At 70.8% G+C, this 18,756-nt stretch carries 17 protein-coding genes and 1 tRNA gene; 4 read left to right on the top strand and 14 right to left on the bottom strand.

Going from position 1 to position 18,756, the window contains the following annotated elements; all coding sequences use genetic code 11:
* Positions 1–195 precede the first annotated feature (195 nt).
* Together E5083_RS00740 and E5083_RS31445 are read left to right on the top strand one after the other, a co-directional pair.
* The gene (locus E5083_RS00740; RefSeq protein ID WP_167513425.1) at positions 196–3,339 is read left to right on the top strand and encodes an ATP-binding protein; all 3,144 of its coding nucleotides are present in this window, start codon (positions 196–198) and stop codon (positions 3,337–3,339) included.
* Between the two features lie 136 nt (positions 3,340–3,475).
* Positions 3,476–4,510, top strand: coding sequence for a hypothetical protein (locus E5083_RS31445; RefSeq protein WP_208753899.1), 1,035 nt, complete (start codon positions 3,476–3,478; stop codon positions 4,508–4,510).
* Between the two features lie 1,135 nt (positions 4,511–5,645).
* On the opposite strand, the gene E5083_RS00730 is transcribed toward E5083_RS31445, so the two are convergent.
* A tRNA-Tyr gene (locus tag E5083_RS00730) sits at positions 5,646–5,727 on the bottom strand.
* 223 nt (positions 5,728–5,950) lie between these two features.
* Between E5083_RS00730 and E5083_RS00725 the strand changes: the two genes are divergently transcribed.
* On the top strand, positions 5,951–6,439 hold the full coding sequence (locus E5083_RS00725) for a YajQ family cyclic di-GMP-binding protein (RefSeq protein ID WP_135783670.1): 489 nt from the start codon (positions 5,951–5,953) through the stop codon (positions 6,437–6,439).
* Between the two features lie 70 nt (positions 6,440–6,509).
* Positions 6,510–6,770: a hypothetical protein gene (locus tag E5083_RS00720; protein ID WP_135783669.1), complete on the top strand. Its 261-nt coding sequence runs from the start codon at positions 6,510–6,512 to the stop codon at positions 6,768–6,770.
* Between the two features lie 13 nt (positions 6,771–6,783).
* Here the strand turns inward: E5083_RS00720 and E5083_RS00715 are convergent, their stop codons facing one another.
* The 13 genes from E5083_RS00715 to E5083_RS00655 form a co-directional block, all read right to left on the bottom strand.
* On the bottom strand, positions 6,784–7,050 hold the full coding sequence (locus tag E5083_RS00715; protein WP_031180890.1) for a GlsB/YeaQ/YmgE family stress response membrane protein: 267 nt from the start codon (positions 7,048–7,050) through the stop codon (positions 6,784–6,786).
* A 105-nt stretch (positions 7,051–7,155) separates the two neighbouring features.
* Complete coding sequence (locus E5083_RS00710; RefSeq protein ID WP_135783668.1) at positions 7,156–7,554, bottom strand: YccF domain-containing protein; 399 nt, start codon at positions 7,552–7,554, stop codon at positions 7,156–7,158.
* Positions 7,551–8,414, bottom strand: a complete 864-nt coding sequence (gene htpX, locus E5083_RS00705) for a zinc metalloprotease HtpX (RefSeq protein WP_135783667.1) — start codon at positions 8,412–8,414, stop codon at positions 7,551–7,553. The genes E5083_RS00710 and htpX overlap by 4 nt, the downstream gene beginning before the upstream one ends.
* A 145-nt stretch (positions 8,415–8,559) precedes the next feature.
* Positions 8,560–10,059, bottom strand: coding sequence for an NADH-quinone oxidoreductase subunit N (locus tag E5083_RS00700; protein ID WP_244317375.1), 1,500 nt, complete (start codon positions 10,057–10,059; stop codon positions 8,560–8,562).
* Between the two features lie 92 nt (positions 10,060–10,151).
* A complete protein-coding gene (locus E5083_RS00695) occupies positions 10,152–11,726 on the bottom strand; it encodes a complex I subunit 4 family protein (RefSeq protein ID WP_135783665.1) in 1,575 nt (524 codons plus the stop codon).
* 6 nt (positions 11,727–11,732) lie between these two features.
* Positions 11,733–13,727, bottom strand: a complete 1,995-nt coding sequence (locus E5083_RS00690; protein WP_135783664.1) for an NADH-quinone oxidoreductase subunit 5 family protein — start codon at positions 13,725–13,727, stop codon at positions 11,733–11,735.
* Positions 13,724–14,104 (bottom strand): NADH-quinone oxidoreductase subunit NuoK, encoded by a 381-nt coding sequence (gene nuoK / locus E5083_RS00685; RefSeq protein WP_135783663.1) that lies wholly within the window; start codon positions 14,102–14,104, stop codon positions 13,724–13,726. Before nuoK ends, E5083_RS00690 begins: the two co-directional genes overlap by 4 nt.
* Entirely contained in the window at positions 14,104–14,703 is a 600-nt protein-coding gene (locus tag E5083_RS00680) for an NADH-quinone oxidoreductase subunit J family protein (protein ID WP_135783662.1), read from the bottom strand. The genes nuoK and E5083_RS00680 overlap by 1 nt, the downstream gene beginning before the upstream one ends.
* Positions 14,700–15,290: a NuoI/complex I 23 kDa subunit family protein gene (locus E5083_RS00675; protein ID WP_425276680.1), complete on the bottom strand. Its 591-nt coding sequence runs from the start codon at positions 15,288–15,290 to the stop codon at positions 14,700–14,702. Before E5083_RS00675 ends, E5083_RS00680 begins: the two co-directional genes overlap by 4 nt.
* Positions 15,290–16,258: a complex I subunit 1/NuoH family protein gene (locus tag E5083_RS00670; protein WP_135783661.1), complete on the bottom strand. Its 969-nt coding sequence runs from the start codon at positions 16,256–16,258 to the stop codon at positions 15,290–15,292. The genes E5083_RS00675 and E5083_RS00670 overlap by 1 nt, the downstream gene beginning before the upstream one ends.
* Complete coding sequence (locus tag E5083_RS00665) at positions 16,255–17,676, bottom strand: NADH-quinone oxidoreductase subunit C (RefSeq protein WP_135783660.1); 1,422 nt, start codon at positions 17,674–17,676, stop codon at positions 16,255–16,257. The genes E5083_RS00670 and E5083_RS00665 overlap by 4 nt, the downstream gene beginning before the upstream one ends.
* Positions 17,673–18,278, bottom strand: a complete 606-nt coding sequence (locus tag E5083_RS00660) for an NADH-quinone oxidoreductase subunit B (RefSeq protein ID WP_135783659.1) — start codon at positions 18,276–18,278, stop codon at positions 17,673–17,675. Before E5083_RS00660 ends, E5083_RS00665 begins: the two co-directional genes overlap by 4 nt.
* Positions 18,269–18,685: an NADH-quinone oxidoreductase subunit A gene (locus E5083_RS00655; RefSeq protein ID WP_135783658.1), complete on the bottom strand. Its 417-nt coding sequence runs from the start codon at positions 18,683–18,685 to the stop codon at positions 18,269–18,271. Before E5083_RS00655 ends, E5083_RS00660 begins: the two co-directional genes overlap by 10 nt.
* Positions 18,686–18,756 lie beyond the last annotated feature (71 nt).

The raw sequence follows: 18,756 nt of genomic DNA, 5'->3' as shown, positions 1-18,756 counted from the left end.
GACTCACCACGACCGGCGCGGACCCTTCTGGGGGGTCCGCGCCGGTTGTCGTCGTGGTCCGACCCGGAGACAGCGGGCCCGGCGTGGGAGAGCATGGGACGGACGACGCGTCGGGCCACTGCGAGGGGGTTGCCGGTGACGGGGCGGGGGATTTCCCGGCAGGAGCTGATCCGGAGGCGCCGCCGGAGCAGCCTGGTGGGGCGCCGGCAGGAGCAGGCCGCCTTCGAGGAGGCCCTGCGCCAGCCGCCCGACGAGGCGGCCAACTTCCTCTTCCACATCCACGGCCCGGCCGGTGTGGGGAAGTCCACCCTGGTCAGGCAGTTGGAGTCGGCGGCTCGCGAGGCGTCGGCCGTCACCGCCTACGTCGACGAGTCGGTGGCCGACGCCATCGAGGCCATGGAGTCGATCAGCGCCCAGGTCTCGCAACAGGGCGGGGAACTCAAGGCGTTCGACAAGCTCCTGTCCACCTATCGTCAGCGCCGGCACGAAGCGAGTACGAGCGCGGGCGAGATGCTCGCCGGCGCGGCGGAGCCCGGCCAGGGCAACGAGCAGCCGGCGCCGTCCCCGTCCAGCGTGATCGGCTCGCAACTGGCGCTCGTCGGGCTGGGCATGATCCCCGGCGTGGGCGCCTTCACCGGTGCCGTCGACCCGAACCAGGTCGCCGCGGGGGCCGACCGGTTCAAGGCGCTGCTGAGCAACCGCCTGCGCAGCCCCGAGGACGTCCAACTCGTCCTGTCACCCCTTCAGGTACTCACCCCCGTCTTCCTCAAGGGCCTGACGGAGGCCGCCGCGCGACGGCCGTGGCTCGTGCTCTTCTTCGACACCTACGAACGCACCGGGCCACTGCTGGACGCGTGGCTGCGCGACATCCTGGTGACCGAGCGGTACGGGCAGATGCCCGCCAACGTGCTGGTCGTGCTGGCGGGGCAGCCCCAACTGGACGCCCAGTGCTGGGGCGACTGGCTCGACCTGGTCACCGACCTGCCGCTGGAGGTGTTCACCGACACGGAGGCCCGTCAGCTCCTGGCGGCCAAGGAGATCACCGACGACAAGGTGGTCGAGGCGATCCTGGAGCTGTCGGGGCGGCTGCCCGTCCTGGTCTCGACCCTGGCGGACGCCCATCCCTCCAGCGTCACGGAAGTGGGCGACCCCAGCGACACGGCCGTGGAGCGATTCCTCAAGTGGGAGACGAACCCGGCCCGTCGGGCCGCCGCCCTGGCATGTGCGCTGCCGCAGGAGGTGGACGAGGACGTCTACCGCACGGTGGTGGCGGACGAGCACGCGCGCGAGGAGTTCAGTTGGCTCCGCACCCGCCCCTTCTTCATCCACCGCGCCGGCCGCGGGCACTACCACGACGTGGTGCGCTCGGCGATGCTCCGCCTCCAGCGTCAGCAGTCCCCGCAGCGCTGGAAGGAGCAGCACAGCGCCCTGGCGGAGGCGTTCCGGCAGCGGTGCCGCGAACTGGAGAGGGACCTCTCCGACGACCCGTGGGAAGACGAGCGCTGGCGGGGCCACAAGCTCCAGGAGACCTACCACCGGCTCTGCGCCGACCAGCACGCCGCCCTGCCCGCCGCACTCCGCGAACTGGTCGACGCCTACGACCACGACATCACCACCCTGCGCCGGTGGGCCCAGACCCTGTCGCGGGCCGGCCAGGACGCGGACGCGCCGCTCGTACGGAAGTGGGGCCAGGACGTCGCCGCCGCCCTGGACGAGCCGCACCCCGGTGCGGCGGTCCTGACGCTGCTCCTCTCCCGAGCCAACCTGGACGCCTCGGGCCAGAGCCTCGTGCACACGATCCGGGGCTGGGAGAGCCGCCGGGACGGGGAGTACGAGCAGTCGGTCACCGAGTACACCCGGGCGATCGAGCTCGATCCGACGCCCCGCGCCATCCGGGGGCGCGGCGAGGCCCTTCGCCGGGCGCGGCGGTACGAGGAGGCGCTCACCGACCTCGACCGGGCCATCGAGCTCGATCCCACGATGCCCTGGGCCATCCGCAGCCGCGGCCAGACCTGTCTGGCCATGGGCCGGTACGAGGCGGCGCTCGCCGACTTCGACCGCGCCATCGAGATCGAGCCCGGCAACAAATGGAGCATCAAGTACCGCGGTGAGACCTTCCGTATGGCCCAGCGCTACACGGAAGCGCTCGCCGATTTCGACCGGGCCATCGAACTCGACCCCGACGACGCGTGGTCCCTGGCGAGCCGCGGCCAGACGTATCGGCAGTTGGAAAGGAGCCAGGAGGCGCTGGCCGATTACACCCGCGCCATCGAGGTCGACCCGGCGTACGCGTGGGCCGTGACGAATCGCGGAATCATCTACCGGGAACTGAAGCGGTACGAGGAGGCGCTGGCCGACCACCATCGCGCGATCGAGATCGACCCGGAGTACAAGTGGGCGTACGTCAGCCGCGGCCAGACGTACCACGCGACGGGGCGCCACGAGGAGGCGCTGGCCGACTACACGCGCGCCCTGGAGATCGACCCCGCGTACGCATGGGCCCTGACCAACCGGGGGAACCTGCACCGGGATCTCAAGGAATACGAGAAGGCGTTGACCGATTACGGTCGCGCCGTCGAACTCAGCCCGGAAGACACCTGGCCCCTCGTCAATCGGGCCCAGTGCCGGCATGCGATGGGGTGTTACGAGGACGCCATAGCCGATTACACGCGCGTCATCGAGCTCAATCCCAAAGCGTGGTATTTCCTCTCCCGCAGCCGCTCGCACCGCGCGCTCGGACGATGGGACGAGGCCATCGCGGACCTTGCCCGGGCGATCGACCTGGACCCGACCGGTGCGATGCTCCACGCGGAACGCGGCTATGCCCTGCGCCTCTCAGGCCGGCACGACGAGGCACTCGCCCACTTCGACCGAGCCGTCGAACTCGCCCCCACGAGTCTCTTCTCCCTCACCAACCGTGGCGTCACCCACCGGCTGCTGGGGCACGTCGAGGAGGCTCTGGCGGATCTCACCCGCGCGATCGAGATCCACCCGGAGGACGGCTGGGCGCACTACGAGAGGGCAGTGGCACTCTTCCTGTCCGGTGACCGGGCGTACGAGGCCGAGTGCCGTCGCTCGATCGACCTCTGCTCCGCCGACTCAGGCGTCGACGACCGCCATCGGGTCGCGGCCCTGGGCAACCTGGTCCTCACCCACTGCCTGCTGTCCGCCTGGCCCGACGCCGAGACCCACCTCACCACCTTCCTGCACGCCCACCCCAACCCGGGCCAGCTCCACGAACTCCACACGGTGCTGCTGACCCTGCGAGCCGTGATCCCGTCCTCGGAGGAGCCCTTGTCCGCCTTGGCGGAACGCCTGCGGATGGATCTGGAGGCGTGACCACAGGTCTGCGACCAGAGGTGGCCGGAATTCCCAAACCCTCCGAAAATAGGCACTGCTGCCTCCCTCCACCCCGGCGTCTTTCCATCAGCACTGAGTGGCATGCTTGATCCCCATTCACGCTCAGGGGGTTTTCGTGCCACTCGTCGTCATCCAGCCCTCATACGGCAATGCCGCCGCCCGCCGACACTGGAAGGACACTCTCGACAGCCTCGTCGACTTCAGAACTCACCAACGGGCGGACCTTCTGACGTCGGCTCAGCGCAGGCAGCTCGATGAGTTCCATCCTGGCGGCACGGCGCGATTCTGGGGCGCGACTCAGGTTCAGGACGCGAAGATGGACCGCCTCCGTCCAGGAGATGTGGTCCTTTTCACTGGAAAGAAACACATACGCGGCATAGGCGAAATAGGCGCCTTGTTTCGCAACGCGTCATTCGCCAACAGCATGTGGTCCGAGGACCCAGTAAAGGGCAGCTGGCACAACGTTTACAGCCTCCTCTCCTTCACTTCCAGCGAGATCCCGTATGAGGAGGTGTGGGCCCTGCCCGGCTTCAACGCCGGGGACAACTTCATGGGCTTGCGCATACTGGATTCAGAGAAGGCTGAAACGATTCTCCAAGGCTTGGGGATCGAGACACAGGCGGAAATCGCAGACGCCAGCGCGCTGCAGGAGCCGGCCGCTCGCGCACTCCGGACCCATACAGCCATCGTGGACGGCGAAGCTCTGCACACTCCGACAACGCGATACGTGCTCGCGGAGCGCGAACTCGTGGTCAACCGGACCGAGGCCCTCCTCCTGCAGGAGTACGCCAAGTCACTTGGCATCGAGCAGCCTCAGCGGCTTCGCACGCCGGCCGGCATCACCGATCTCCACGTGCCCAGGCCTGATGGCAGCGAGGTCGTGGAAGCGAAACGAGCCAGTACGCGCCGATTCGTACGCGAGGCGCTCGCGCAGCTTCTCGACTACGCCCCCCACACGCCGGAGCCGGCCACTCTGCTCACGGCCCTGTTCCCCACCCGCCCGGCCGATCAGGATCTGGCTCTGCTCCACCGCTACGGCATCGACTGCGTCTACCGCACCCACCCCAGCACCTTCGAGCGCACACCAGCGGATCAGGAAGTACGAGTTGGGATGACACCGTTCTGGCAGCAGGGCGACCACCCGGCCTGAGCAAGTTGTCGCAGGATCAAGGCCTGCGGCCGGGCTCTCACTGCCTGGTTGCAGGCCGCTGATGCGGTGAGATGCCAGTTAATGACGCCACGCGGCCCGCCCGGCTCAGGTAGGGGATGGCGTCGCAGACGGTCACCGCACGTGCGGGCCACACCGTGACTGCTTACCTTCCCCGTTACTTGCGTATGGGGCTGCACCCTTCCGACCCGCCCAACAGCTGGCATCGCGATCCGCCAGATTTCGCCACCCCGCGCAAGCCGCCGATCAGCAGGTTTTAAACGATCTTCGCTGAAACTGCATCGCGCCATGGCAATGCACCCCGGATCGCCACGGCTTTCGCCACCCTTTTGGATCATGAAAGTTTCCCGGCCCCTTGATGCTCAGGTTGGTTTGGGGTTTCCTCGTCGTAGAGCCGAAAAGGCTCCGCGTCACGCGCAGGGCCTGGCTCCAGGTCGCATCCCGGAGCCAGGCCCACGCGCGGGGCTTCAGGCGAGTCCGGCCGTACAGCAAGCGGCCGGGCTCGCTTGTCGCCCAACCAGCCGTCCGGACCACCTATGGCGCATTACATGAAGTGCTCCACGCACCCCGCAATGGCAGTGACCGCCGTGAGGACCAGCGCTGCCATTTGAATCCAGTCCGGTAACTGGCTTCGCCCCTGGCAACGCTTTCGCCGTGTCGATCGCTCCATCTGATCCGAGCTCCCATCTATCAATGTTCCCAACGGGGTTGGGGCCCGCCAGGTGAGGCGGGCGCACAGGGAGAGAGATGTTCCGGACCCATCGCAACCTAACGCGCGCTCCGGTAGCGCACGCGGTGGTCCGAGGGTGGCGAATGCTGGCGAACAAAACGCCCGGCGCGCGGCGGGCGCGAGGGAAGCTCTGATGCAGCCACCCACGCACTGCCGCAGGCGCGGCCCTGTTGGGTCCACCTGGCTCAGCTCCGGTGTGAAGTCAGGTGGACACAGAGAGCGCGGGCGTGCTTTCCGGGGCTACGCCAAGTTCCTCGAGGACGGAGACGACGCGGCCAACGCCCAGGTCTCCGCGCGCCCGCGTCGGCACACTTCATCAACGGCGATCAACGACTCAGGGCCCGTGACCTGCTGTGATAGCAGGTCACGGGCCCTGAGTTTCCCGTGTGGCGGCGCCAGGATTCGAACCTGGGAAGGCGAAGCCGGCAGATTTACAGTCTGCTCCCTTTGGCCGCTCGGGCACACCGCCGGGGGGTGTTGGAAGGGGGTCCGCCTTGGCGGTGCTCCCTGGCAACGACGTAAACAATACCTGATGCGCGGGGGTGCTCCGCCACCCGGTTGATCGCCGTCCCCGGGGGCCGGGGGTGGCTAGGCTGGGGCGGATGCGGTCCGGCTGGATGCCGGGCTCGGCGGCCGGCGCCCCGGCGCACGGTCCGCACCCGTTCCGCCCCCGATGCAAGGAGCCACAGGACATGGCCGACTCCAGTTTCGACATCGTCTCGAAGGTCGAGCGGCAGGAGGTCGACAACGCCCTCAACCAGACCGCCAAGGAGATCTCGCAGCGCTACGACTTCAAGGGCGTGGGCGCCTCGATCTCGTGGTCCGGCGAGAAGATCCTCATGGAGGCCAACTCCGAGGACCGGGTGAAGGCCGTGCTCGACGTCTTCGAGTCCAAGCTGATCAAGCGTGGCATCTCGCTGAAGGCGCTGGACGCGGGCGAGCCCCAGTTGTCCGGCAAGGAGTACAAGATCTTCGCGTCCATCGAGGAGGGCATCTCCCAGGACAACGCCAAGAAGGTGGCGAAGATCATCCGCGACGAGGGTCCCAAGGGCGTCAAGGCGCAGGTCCAGGGTGAGGAGCTGCGCGTCAGCTCCAAGAGCCGCGACGACCTCCAGGCCATCATCGCCCTGCTCAAGGGCAAGGACTTCGACTTCGCGCTCCAGTTCGTGAACTACCGGTAGTACCGGCCGCGCACCCCGCCCCGCCCCGGCTTCCCCGGCGGCGGGGCCCGGTATGTGCGATCGTTCCGGCATGAGCAGTGACTACGACCGTGTGCGGACCGGTATCGAGTTCATGACTGCCTATGTCTCCGGGGAGGAGCTCCTGACGGAGTATCTGAAGGAGCGGAAGCAGGAGGAACCCGGGGCGACGGACACGCTGCTGGACGGTACGGCGGCGCTGTGCGCGGCGCTGCTGCACACGCTGGCGCGTACGACGCGGCGGTCCGAGCACGAGATCCTTCAGGAGCTGGCTCGCGGCACGCATCGCAGTGAGCGCCGCTCTGAGGACTGACCCGTAAAAGGCGCTAGTCCCGCGAGTTGCCGAAGATCACCCGGTACAGGATCAGCAGCACCAGCGAGCCGCCGATCGCGGCCGCCCAGGTCGCACCGTCGTAGAAGTGCTTGGAGACCGGGTGGTCCAGCCAGCGTGACGAGATCCAGCCGCCGAGGAACGCGCCGGCGATGCCGATCAGGGTCGTGCCGAGGAAGCCGCCCGGGTCGCGGCCCGGCAGCAGCAGCTTGGCGATGGCTCCGGCCAGCAGGCCCAGGATGATCCAACCGAGAATGCTCATGCCAGGAACCTGCCCTTCGGCGCCGCGTCCGCACACCCGCGCTCCGTAAGAAGCCGGTGTGCCCTGTCCCCTGCCAGGACGCCGCGCGGGCGGGTTCCGGTTGCCTCAGGCGACGCGCGCGCCGAACGGCTCGTCGGTCCGGACGATCTCGCGGCCCAGCGGGAGCAGCGACACCGGGATCAGCTTGAAGTTGGCGATGCCGAACGGGATGCCGATGATCGTCAGGCACAGCGCGATGCCCGTGGTGATGTGGGCCAGGGCCAGCCACCACCCCGCCAGCACCAGCCAGAGCACATTACCGACGCACGACGGCGCGCCCGCGTCCCGGCGCTCGACGGTGGTGTACCCGAAGGGCCACAGGGCGTAGACGGCGATGCGGAAGGCGGCGATCCCGAAGGGGATGCCGATGATCGTGACGCACAGCAGCACGCCGGCGAGCACGTAGCCGAGGAACAGCCAGAAGCCGCTCAGGACGAGCCAGATGATGTTCAGAAGGGTCTTCACCGGTTTCGACCTGCCATCTTCTCCAGTCGGGCGATCCGCTCGGCCATGGGCGGGTGCGTGGAGAACATCCGCGACAGTCCCTGGCCGGGCCGGAACGGGTTGGCGATCATCATGTGGCTCGCGGTCTCGATACGCGGCTCCGGGGGCAGCGGGAGCTGCTGCGTGCCGCCCTCCAGCTTGCGCAGCGCCGACGCCAGCGCCAGCGGGTCGCCGGTGAGCTGGGCGCCGGACGCGTCCGCCTCGTACTCGCGGGAGCGGCTGACGGCCATCTGGATCAGGGTGGCCGCGATCGGGCCGAGGAGCATGGTCAGCAGCATGCCGATCAGGCCCGGGCCCTCGTCGTCGTCCGAGCGGCCGACCGGGATCAGCCACGCGAAGTTGACCAGGAACATGATCACCGAGGCGAGGGCGCCGGCCACGGACGAGATGAGGATGTCCCGGTTGTAGACGTGGCTCAGCTCATGGCCGAGGACCCCGCGCAGCTCGCGGGGGTCGAGCAGGCGCAGGATGCCCTCGGTGCAGCAGACGGCCGCGTGGCGCGGGTTGCGGCCGGTGGCGAAGGCGTTGGGCGCCTCCGTGGGCGAGATGTACAGCCGGGGCATGGGCTGGCGGGCCTGCGTGGAGAGTTCGCGCACGATCCGGTACAGCTCGGGCGCCTCGAACTCGCTCACCGGGCGCGCCCGCATCGCGCGCAGGGCCAGCTTGTCGCTGTTCCAGTACGCGTACGCGTTCGTGCCGAGCGCGACCAGGACCGCGACGATCAGCCCCGTACGGCCGAAGAAGCTGCCGATGACGATGATGATCGCCGACAGCGCCCCGAGAAGTACTGCGGTCCTGAGCCCGTTGTGCCGGCGGTGCACCCTGACCCTCCCGATCGTGCGGCGCGGGAACCCTTCGGTCCAGTGGACCCTCCCGATCAGGACAACGCCAGGCGAAGGCCACGAGTTCCCAGGTGGGCGCGGTGGCGCGGACACCCGTACGAGTGAGCGAGGTGCGCCGCGCCCGTCAGAAGAGGGTCGTGGCGGCGAAGCGCAGCACCAACTGGGGTGCGCCCGAGAGGGCCACGCCGACGGCCGCGGTGAGGGCGAGCGCGACGGTGAGCGGGGCGGGGACGCGGTGCCGTACGGGCTCGCCCTCGGGGGCGCGGAACAGCAGGGCCGTCCACCGGAGGTAGTAGTAGAGCGCGATCACCACGTTGACGGCCATGACCACGGCGAGCCAGCCGAGTCCGGCGTCCACGGCCGCCGAGAACACCGTGACCTTGGCGAACAGTCCGATCACGCCCGGCGGGAGCCCGGCCAGGCACAGCAGGAAGAAGGCCAGGAGGACGGCGGTGACGGGGTTGGTGGCGTACAGGCCCCGGTAGTCGGCGAGCCGGTTGAGCGGCTTCGTACGGCCCACCAGGGCGGCCACCGCGAAGGCGCCGAGGTTCACGGCGGCGTACATCAGGGCGTAGGCGACGGTGGAGCCGATCGCCTTCTCGCCGTCCCGCGTGTACCCGGCGGCGGCGATCGGCACCAGGAGGTAGCCGGCCTGGCCGATGGAGGACCAGGCGAGCAGCCGTACCGCGCTGTACGCGCGCGTGGAGCGCTGCCGCAGCGCGCCGGCGTTGCCCGCGGTCATGGTGAGCGCGGCCAGGACGGCGAGGGCGGGGCCCCAGACGTCGGCGTACGACGGGAAGGCGACCACGGTGACGAGGATCAGGCCGGAGAAGCCGACCGCCTTGCCGACGACCGAGAGGTAGGCGGCGACCGGGAGCGGCGCGCCCACATAGGTCTCGGGCACCCAGAAGTGGAAGGGCACGGCGGCGGTCTTGAAGGCGAAGCCGACCAGGGTGAGGACGACGCCGGTCTGGACGAGGGTGTGGAGCTGGCCGTCGACGCCGGGCAGGCGGCGGGCGATCTCGGTGAGGTGCACGGTGCCGGTGGCGGCGTAGACGAAGCTGACGCCCATCAGGCTGACGGCGGTGGCGGTGACCGAGGAGAGGAAGAACTTCAGGGCGGCCTCGGCCGAGCGGGCCTCGCCGTGGCGGATGCCGACCAGGGCGAAGGCGGGCAGGGAGGCGACCTCCAGGGCGACGATCAGGGTGGCGAGGTCGCGGGAGGCGGGCAGCAGGGCGGCGCCGGCCGCCGAGGAGAGCAGCAGGAACCAGAACTCCCCCGCCGGGACGCGCCGCCGGTCGTCCTGGACGCCGGTCACGGACAGCAGGGCCGCGAGCAGGGCGCCGCCGAGGACGAGGAACTGGATGACGACCGTGAAGTGGTCGGCGGTGTAGCTGCACGCGCGCGTGGAGCCGGTCAGGCAGAAGGTGGCACGGTCGCCGTCCAGCAGCGGCAGCAGCATGAGCGCGGCGGCGGCCAGGCCGGCGACGGAGAACCACCCGAGGAGCGGCTTGCGGGCCTCGGGCAGAAACAGGTCGGTGACGAGCACGGCGAGGGCCGTGACGGCGACGATGACGGGCGGGGCGATGGCGAGCCAGTCGACGGACTGGATCAGCGCGTTCACCGCGGGTGCGGCCAGGTGCTTCACCGCGGCCGAGGACGCCGTGTGCAGCGCGTACTCGGCCGCGTGGCCGCCGAAGGACTGGGCCAGGGCGGTCATCGGGTGCCTCCTGCGAGGAGCTGCTGCACGGCCGGGTCGCTGAGGCCGAGCAGGGCCCTGGGCCAGAGTCCGGCGAGGACGGTGAGGACGACGAGCGGGGTCCAGGCGGCGAACTCGTAGCCGCGCACGTCGGCGAGTTCGGGCAGGTCCTGGCGCGGGTCGCCCATGCAGACGCGGCGGACCACGACCAGCAGGTACGCGGCGGTCAGCAGGGTGCCGAAGGCGCCGATCGCCAGGAAGACCAGGTAGGCGGCCCGGCTGAGGCCGGCGGCGGGCTGGAACGCGCCGAACAGGGCGAGCATCTCGCCCCAGAACCCGGCGAGTCCGGGCAGCCCGAGCGAGGCGACGGCGCCGAAGGCGAGCAGCCCGCCGAGCCGCGGGGCCCTTCCGTAGAGGGCGCCCCCGCTGTGCGCGGCCAGGGTGTCGAGGTCGGTGCTGCCGGTGCGGTCCTTCAGCGCGCCGACCAGGAAGAACAGCAGGCCGGTGATGAGGCCGTGGGCGATGTTGGCGAACAGGGCGCCGTTCACGCCGGTCGGGGTCATGGTCGAGATGCCGAGCAGCACGAAGCCCATGTGGCCGACCGAGGAGTACGCGATCAGCCGCTTCAGATCGCCCTTCGCGCCCCGCCTGGCCAGCGAGAGGCAGGCCAGGGACCCGTAGATGATCCCGACCACGGCGAACGCGGCGAGGTACGGCGCGAAGACCCGGAAGCCGTCGGGCGCGACCGGGAGCAGGATGCGGACGAACCCGTACGTGCCCATCTTCAGCAGGACGCCGGCCAGCAGCACCGAGCCGACGGTCGGGGCGGCGGTGTGGGCGTCCGGCAGCCAACTGTGCAGGGGCCACATCGGCGCCTTCACGGCGAGGCCGATCCCGATCGCCAGAACGGCGATGACCTGCACGGATGTGGTCAGCGACCGGCCGTTGTCAGTGGCGAGTGCCACCATGTCGAATGTGCCCGCTTCTGTCCCGATCAGGAGCAGGCCGAGCAGCATGATCACGGAGCCGAGCAGCGTGTACAGGATGAACTTCCACGCGGCCCGGGTCCGGCCCTCGCCGCCCCAGCGGGCGATGAGGAAGTACATCGGGATCAGCACGGTCTCGAAGGCCAGGAAGAACAGGACGAGGTCGAGCACGGCGAAGGAGGCGAGGGTGCCCCCTTCGAGCAGCAGGACCAGGGCGGTGAACGCCTTCGGGGAGGGCCCCGCGGGCGGCTTGAAGTAGGAGTGGAGCGCGCAGAGGAAGGTCAGCAGCGCGGTCAGGAGAAGAAGGGGGAGGGAGATGCCGTCGATGCCGAGGTGGATGCGCACATGGAGTGCGGGAATCCAGCTCATGTCGGTCGTGGCCTGCATCTTCGAGGGGTGGTCGTGGTCGAAGCCGAGCGCCAGGACGATCGCGGCGATGAGGACCACACCGGTCACGGTCACACCGTGCCGGAGCACGGCCTGCTCGGGCGACCTGCCCTTCAGTCCGGGCGGGGCCGGCAGGAGGGCAGCGGCCGCGCCGAGGAGCGGTACGGCGACGACGAACGCCAGAAGGAACTGCATCACTGATTCGCTGATACCGATCACGCCCGCTCACGCTCCCGAGGCGACGAGGAGGACGGCGACCGTCAGGACGACGGTGCCGGCGAGCAGCGCGCTCACATAGGTCTGCACATTGCCGGTCTGCGCCCGCCGTACGGCCGCGCCGAGCAGCCGGGGCAGGGCGGCGGCGCCGCGTACGTAGGTGTCGACGACCTCGCGGTCCAGGAAGCGGACCAGGCTCGCCGCGCCCAGTACCGGGCGGACGAACAGCGCCGAGTACACGGCGTCCAGGTGGAAGCCCGACGCGGCGGGCCCGTACAGCGGGCCGAGCAGCAGGCGGCCGGGGTCGGCCGGGTCGCGGGCCTCCGCGATGTCGCCGTACGCCGGTTCGTGGGCGGCGATGGCCTCGGCCTCGACCAGGCCCGCGTCGCCCTCCGGATGGGCGGCGACGGCGCCCAGCGGGACGCGGGACGCCCGGGCGGCGGCACGCTGCCAGGCGCCGTAGGCGAGCAGGCCGCCGACCACGGCGAGGCCGGTGCCGAGGATGGAGGTGAGCAGGGTGGGCGCGAGGCTTCCGCCGTCGAACCAGCCGGGGAGCGTGCGGTAGGCGAGCGCGCCGAACGCCAGCGAGGGCACGGCCAGCACCCAGAGCACCACGGTCATGGTGAGCGGCTGACGGCCGTGATCCGGGGCTTCGGCGCCCTGGCCGCGGAAGGCCAGCAGCCAGAGCCGGGTGGCGTAGGCGGCGGTGAGCAGGGCCGTGGCGAGCGCGGCGACGAGCACGATCCAGCCGGCGGCGCCCGGTGCCGGGCCGGGGTGGCCGGTGGCGAGGCGTTCGGCGGCGCCAAGGACGGACTCCTTGGAGAAGAACCCGCTGAACGGCGGGATCGCGGCCAGCGCGAGCAGGGCCACGGTCATCGTCCAGAAGGCGTCCGGGACGCGGTCGCGCAGGTGGCTCATCCGGGACATGGCGGCCAGCGAGTTGGTGCCGGCGGCGTGGATGACGGCTCCGGCGGCGAGGAACAGCAGCGCCTTGAAGGCGCCGTGGGAGAGGAGGTGGAAGACGGCGGCACCGCGGTCGCCGACGGCGAGGGCACCGGTCATGTAGCCGAGCTGGCCGATCGTCGAGTAGGCGAGGACGCGCTTGATGTCGTCCTGGGCGAGGGCGGCGAGGCCGGAGCCCAGCATGGTGACGGCGGCCATCACCGCGAGGACCGTCATCGCGGCGGCGGACGCCTCGAACACGGGGAGGAGACGGGCTACGAAGTAGACACCGGCGGCGACCATCGTGGCCGCGTGGATCAGCGCGGAGACGGGCGTGGGGCCCGCCATCGCGTCGGGGAGCCAGGTGTGCAGCGGGAACTGCGCCGACTTGCCCGCCACGCCCGCGAGGAGCAGCAGCGCGATCAGGGTGGGGTGGTCGAGTCCGCCGCTCGCCACGGCGCCGAGGACGCGGGTGATGCGGAAGGACCCGGCATCCGTGCCGAGCGCGAACAGGCCGATCAGGAACGGGACGTCACCGAGCTTGGTGACCAGGAACGCCTTGAGGGAGGCGGCGCGGGCCTCGGGGGTGCCCCAGTAGTGGCCGACCAGGAAGTAGGAGCAGATGCCCATGACTTCCCAGCCGACCAGCAGCACGATCAGGTCGCCGGAGTAGACGACGAGGAGCATCGCGGAGGTGAAGAGGGAGACGAGGGCCGCGTAGGAGGGGTAGCGGGGGTCGTCGCGCAGGTAGCCGGTGGAGTAGATCTGCACGCAGGCCGCCACGAAGGCCACCAGGATCGCGACGAGCGCGGCGAAGCCGTCGATGTGCAGCGCCAGGTCGACCGGAACCGAGCCGGTGGGCGTCAGCAGGGTGGACGCGTCGACGGCCCGGCCGCCGCCCTGGCGGACCGCGACCAGCGCGGCCAGTACGAGCGAGGCCAGCGGTGGCAGCACGGCGAGCGGGCGGACGAAGCCGGGCGCGGTGCGGCCCAGCAGGAGTCCGGCGACGGCGCCGAGGAAGGGCAGGAGGGGGACGAGCGCGGCGAGGGTGGTCGTGGTCACGCGGTGGCCTCAGCCTTCTCGGTCCCGAAGGCGTCGGGGTGGTCGGGGTCGTCGCCGGGGGTCTCGGCGGTGTCGCGGAGCCGGTCGATGTCGGCGGTGCCCCGGTCGCGGTAGACGGCGAGGACGATCGCCAGGCCGATGCCGATCTCGGCGGCCGCGATGGCGATGGTGAACAGGGTCAGCGCCTGGCCGGAGTGCAGGGTGTCCTTCGCGGCCCGGCTGAGCCAGACGTCGAAGGCGACGAGGTTGAGGTTGACGGCGTTGAGCATCAGCTCGACCGACATCAGGACCAGGATGGCGTTGCGACGGGCGAGGACGCCGTAGAGGCCGGTGCAGAAGAGGAGGGCGGCGAGTACGGCGGGATAGGCGAGGTGCATCAGCGGGCGCCTTCCTTGTCGCCGGGGGTCTTGGCCAGGCTCGGGGTGCCGGCCGCCTCCGCCTTGCTCTTGCGGGACAGCACGATCGCGCCGACCAGGGCCGCGAGGAGCAGCACGGACAGCGCCTCGAAGGGCAGCACCCAGTGCCGGAAGAGGCTCTCGCCGGTGACGCGGGTGGTGCCGGCGGCCGGGCCGTCCAGGTCGATCCAGGTGGCGCGGAACGCGTCCGTCACCACCCAGACCAGGGCGCCCGCCGCGCCCACGGCGACGACGAGCGCGGGCAGCCGGTTGCCCGAATCGGCGTCCGGGGAGCGGCCGATGGGGGCGCGGGTGAGCATCAGCCCGAAGAGGAGGAGGACGACGACGGAGCCGACGTAGATGAGGACCTGGACCCAGGCGATGAACTCGGCGGTGAGCAGCAGGTATTCGACGGCCAGGCCGCCGAGGGTGACCACCAGCCACAGGGCGGCGTGCACCAACTGGCGGGTGGTGACGGTGATCAGCGCGGCGCCGAGGGTGACCAGGCCGACGAGGAGGAACGTGATCTCGACGCCGGTCGGGGACAGGAAGCCGTGCGGGGCGGTGGCGGCGAGGCTCACTGGTCTCCCTCCTGGTCCGGGGTCTGGTCGGTCTGTCCGGCGGTCTGTTCCGCTTGCTCGGCGGCCTGGGCGGCGGCCAGTTTGTCGGCGGTCTTGCGGGCGGCGGCGATCTCCTTCGGCTCCTCCGCGTGCGGGTCCAGCGCGGGCGGGGCCGGGACGGTCCACATCCACTCGCGGAGCTTGTCGCGCTCGTGGGTCAGTTCGCGGATGTCGGTCTCGGCGTACTCGAACTCCGGGGACCAGAACAGCGCGTCGAAGGGGCAGACCTCGATGCAGATGCCGCAGTACATGCAGAGGGAGAAGTCGATGGCGAACCGGTCGAGGACGTTCCGGCTGCGCTCGCGGCCGCCGGGGGCGGCGGCCGGGACGGTCTCCTTGTGGGAGTCGATGTAGATGCACCAGTCGGGGCACTCACGGGCGCAGAGCATGCAGACCGTGCAGTTCTCCTCGAACAGGCCGATCACTCCGCGCGTGCGGGGCGGGAGGTCGGGCTGCACGTCGGGGTACTGCTCGGTGACCGTCTTCTTCGTCATCGTGCGCAGGGTGACGGCGAGGCCCTTGGCCAGGCCGGAGAAGGGGACGGACATCAGGCGGTCACCACCTTGACGACGCCGGTGAGGGCGATCTGGGCGAGGGCGAGCGGGACGAGGACGGTCCAGGACAGTTTCTGGAGCTGGTCCTCGCGCAGCCGGGGGTAGGTGACGCGGAGCCAGATCACCAGGAAGGCGAGGAGCGCGGTCTTCACCAGGGTCCACACCCAGCCGAGCCCGTCGGCACCCCAGGGGCCGTGCCAGCCGCCCAGGAAGAGCACGGTGGTCAGACCGCACAGGACGACGATCCCCGCGTACTCCGCGAGCAGGAACAGGGCGAAGCGCAGGCCGGTGTACTCGGTGTACGCGCCGAAGATGATCTCCGAGTCGGCCACCGGCATGTCGAACGGCGGCCGTTGCAGCTCGGCGAGTCCGGCGACGAAGAACACCACCGCGCCGGTGAGCTGCCAGGGCAGCCACCACCAGTGGAAGGCGGTCACGATGCCGGGCAGCGAGACCGTGCCGGCCGCCATCGCCACGGAGGCGGCGGCGAGCAGCATCGGGAGTTCGTACGCGAGCAACTGGGCGGCGGTACGCAGGCCGCCCAGCAGGGAGAACTTGTTCGCGCTGGCCCAGCCCGCCATCAGCGAGCCGAGGACGCCCACGCCCATCACCGCGAGCACGAAGAAGATGCCGGCGTCCAGCACTTGGCCTACGGCACCGGCGCTCGGGCCGATCGGGATGGCGAGCAGTACGAGGAGGTACGGCAGCAGGGCGACTGCCGGGGCGAGTTGGAAGACGCGGCGGTCGGCGCCCGCCGGGACCACGTCCTCCTTCTGCGCGAACTTCACGCCGTCCGCGACCAGTTGGGCCCAGCCGTGGAAGCCGCCCGCGTACATCGGGCCGAGGCGGCCCTGCATGTGGGCCATCACCTTGTGCTCGGTCTGGCCGATGACCAGCGGGAACGTCAGGAACACCACGAACACGACGACGAGTCGCAGGGCGACGTCCAGCACGTCGTTCACTGCGCGCCTCCTGCGGGGTCGTCGGGGGTGTCGGTGGGTTCTTGCTCGGGGGCAGGGGGTGTCTTCGGCGGCTCGTCGGCCTCCTCGAAGGCCGGCCGGGCGTGATGCCAGGGCGCGTCCGCGCTGCGACGCTGCGCTGGCTGGGCCGGCTTCTTCGGCTCGGTCGGCTGCGCGGGCTCGACAGGCTCAGTCGGCCCACTCGCTCCGCTCGGTTCCGAAGGCTCGGTCGGCTCTGCCGGTGCTGAGGGCTCAGCAGGCTCGGGCGTCCCGGTCCGCTGCGAGGCCGATCCCTGCGCGGCGCTGCGCGACCTGCGCGATCCCTGCGGCGCCTCGGCGCCGGGCTCCGCCGAACCCTGACTGACCGAACCCTCGCTAGCGCTCCGCATCCGGCGCGGCGAAGCCCCGGCGCCCGGCTCCCCCGCGCCCTGGGCGGCCGAGCCTTCGTCCGCGCTCCGCGTACGCCGAGGTCCAGCAGCCGGACCCGACTCCGGAGCCACCTGACTCGCAGAGCCGTCGCCAGCACCCCTCATCCGCCGACCGGGAGCCCCAGCATCCGGCTCCCCCGCACTCTGACTGGCCGAGCCTTCGCTCGCACTCCGCGTCCGCCGAGGCCCAGCAGCCGCACCCGACTCCGAAACACCCTGACTCGCCGAGCCCTCGCTCGCACTCCGCATCCGCCGAGGCCCAGCAGCAGCCCCCGACTCCGATGCCGCCTGACTGGCCGACCCCTCGCTCGCACTGCGAGCCCGGCGCGGCCGAGCAGTCTCCTCCGCTCCAGCACCCCCAGCCCGCCGGGCCGGACGCTCTCCGGCCGCCGCCCCCCTCGCGGGACGCGACGGCGCCGGCGGCAGTTGCCCCTTCAGCGGGCCCCACTCGTTGGGATCAGGCACCCCCGGCGGCAGCATCTGGCGGCGCTTGGGGCCGCCGTGCTCCGACTCGCCGGGCTCCTTCGCCCCCGGCCACGCCTTGGCGACGCGGGCGGCGAGGACGAAGTCCTTGCGGAGGGGGTGGCCCTCGAAGTTCTCCGGGAGGAGCAGGTGGTCCAGGCCCGGGTGATCCGTGAAGTCGACCCCGAACATCTCGTGGGTCTCCCGCTCGTGCCAGGCGGCGCCCGCGTACACGCCGACGGCGCTCGGCAGCACCGGCGCCTCGTGCGGGACGGTCGTGCGCACCAGCAGCCGGCGCACCGGGTGCAGGGCGACGACGTGGGCGGAGACCCGGAAGCCGGTACCGGGTTCGTCGACCGCGCTCAGCCAGTCGAAGTAGGTGCAGGTCAGCGTCGTACGGGCCGTCTGAAGCGCGGTGAGCCACGCGGCGGGAGGCACGTCGACGGTGAGGACGTCGTACGACTCCTCGGCGGTGGCGTCGGGGCCGAAGAGTTCGTCCACCGGGGCGGGCAGCCAGCCGGGCGCGGTCATCGCGCGCCCCCCTCCGCGGAGGGCACGGCCGGCGGACGTACCAGGTCGCTCTGGAGCGCGGCGGCGGACGGCCGGGAACCGTACCGCTCGGCCAGCGACTCGCGGGCGATCTTCTCCTGGAGCTTGAGGATGCCCTGGAGCAGCGCCTCGGGGCGCGGCGGGCAGCCCGGCACGTACACGTCGACCGGGATGATCTGGTCGACGCCCTTGGTGACGGAGTAGGAGTCCCAGTACGGCCCGCCGCAGTTGGAGCAGGCGCCGAAGGAGATGACGTACTTCGGCTCGGGCATCTGCTCGTACAGCCGCTTCACGGCGGGCGCCATCTTGTCGGTGACCGTGCCGGAGACGACCATCAGGTCGGCCTGGCGGGGGCCCGGCGCGAAGGGGATGACGCCGAGCCGGATGAAGTCGTGGCGGGCCATCGACGCGGCGATGAACTCGATCGCGCAGCAGGCGAGGCCGAAGTTGAAGACCCAGAGCGAGTAGCGGCGGCCCCAGTTGAGGACGACCTTCATCGGCTCGGGGGCCAGCCGGGCGAGCGCGCCCAGACGCTTCGGCTCGGGCAGCAGCACCGGCTCGGGGGCGGCCGGATTCACGTCCATGTCAGGACGCCCTTCTTGTAGGCGTACAGCAGGCCGACGGCGAGGAAGCCCAGGAAGATAAACATCTCCACCAGGGTGGCCGCGCCGTAGCCGGGGGCGGCGAAGACCGTCGCCCAGGGGAACAGGAAGATCGAGTCGACGGCGAAGATGACGTACAGGAAGGCGTAGACGTAGTACCGGACCTGGGTGTGGGCCCAGCCCTCCCCGACGGGGTCGACGCCGCACTCGTAGGTCATGAGCTTCTCGGGGGTCGGCACGACGGGCCGCAGCAGGCGGCCGGCGCCGAAGGCGGCCGCGACGAAGAGCACGCCGACGACGGCGAGCAGGCCCACGACCGAGTAGGACCCGAAGTAGTCCGACCCGGTGCCGCCCGCGGCGACCGTCGTCACCCCCAACGTCTCCCGCACCGTCCGTCCCTCGCTCCCTGACCGGGTGTCCTCCGTGGCCTCCGCGCATCGTGTGACGGATGCGGCCGGAG

Source organism: Streptomyces bauhiniae, from assembly GCF_004784475.1.
Lineage (GTDB): Bacteria > Actinomycetota > Actinomycetes > Streptomycetales > Streptomycetaceae > Streptomyces > Streptomyces seoulensis.
This window is presented reverse-complemented; position numbering and strand designations above follow the sequence as displayed.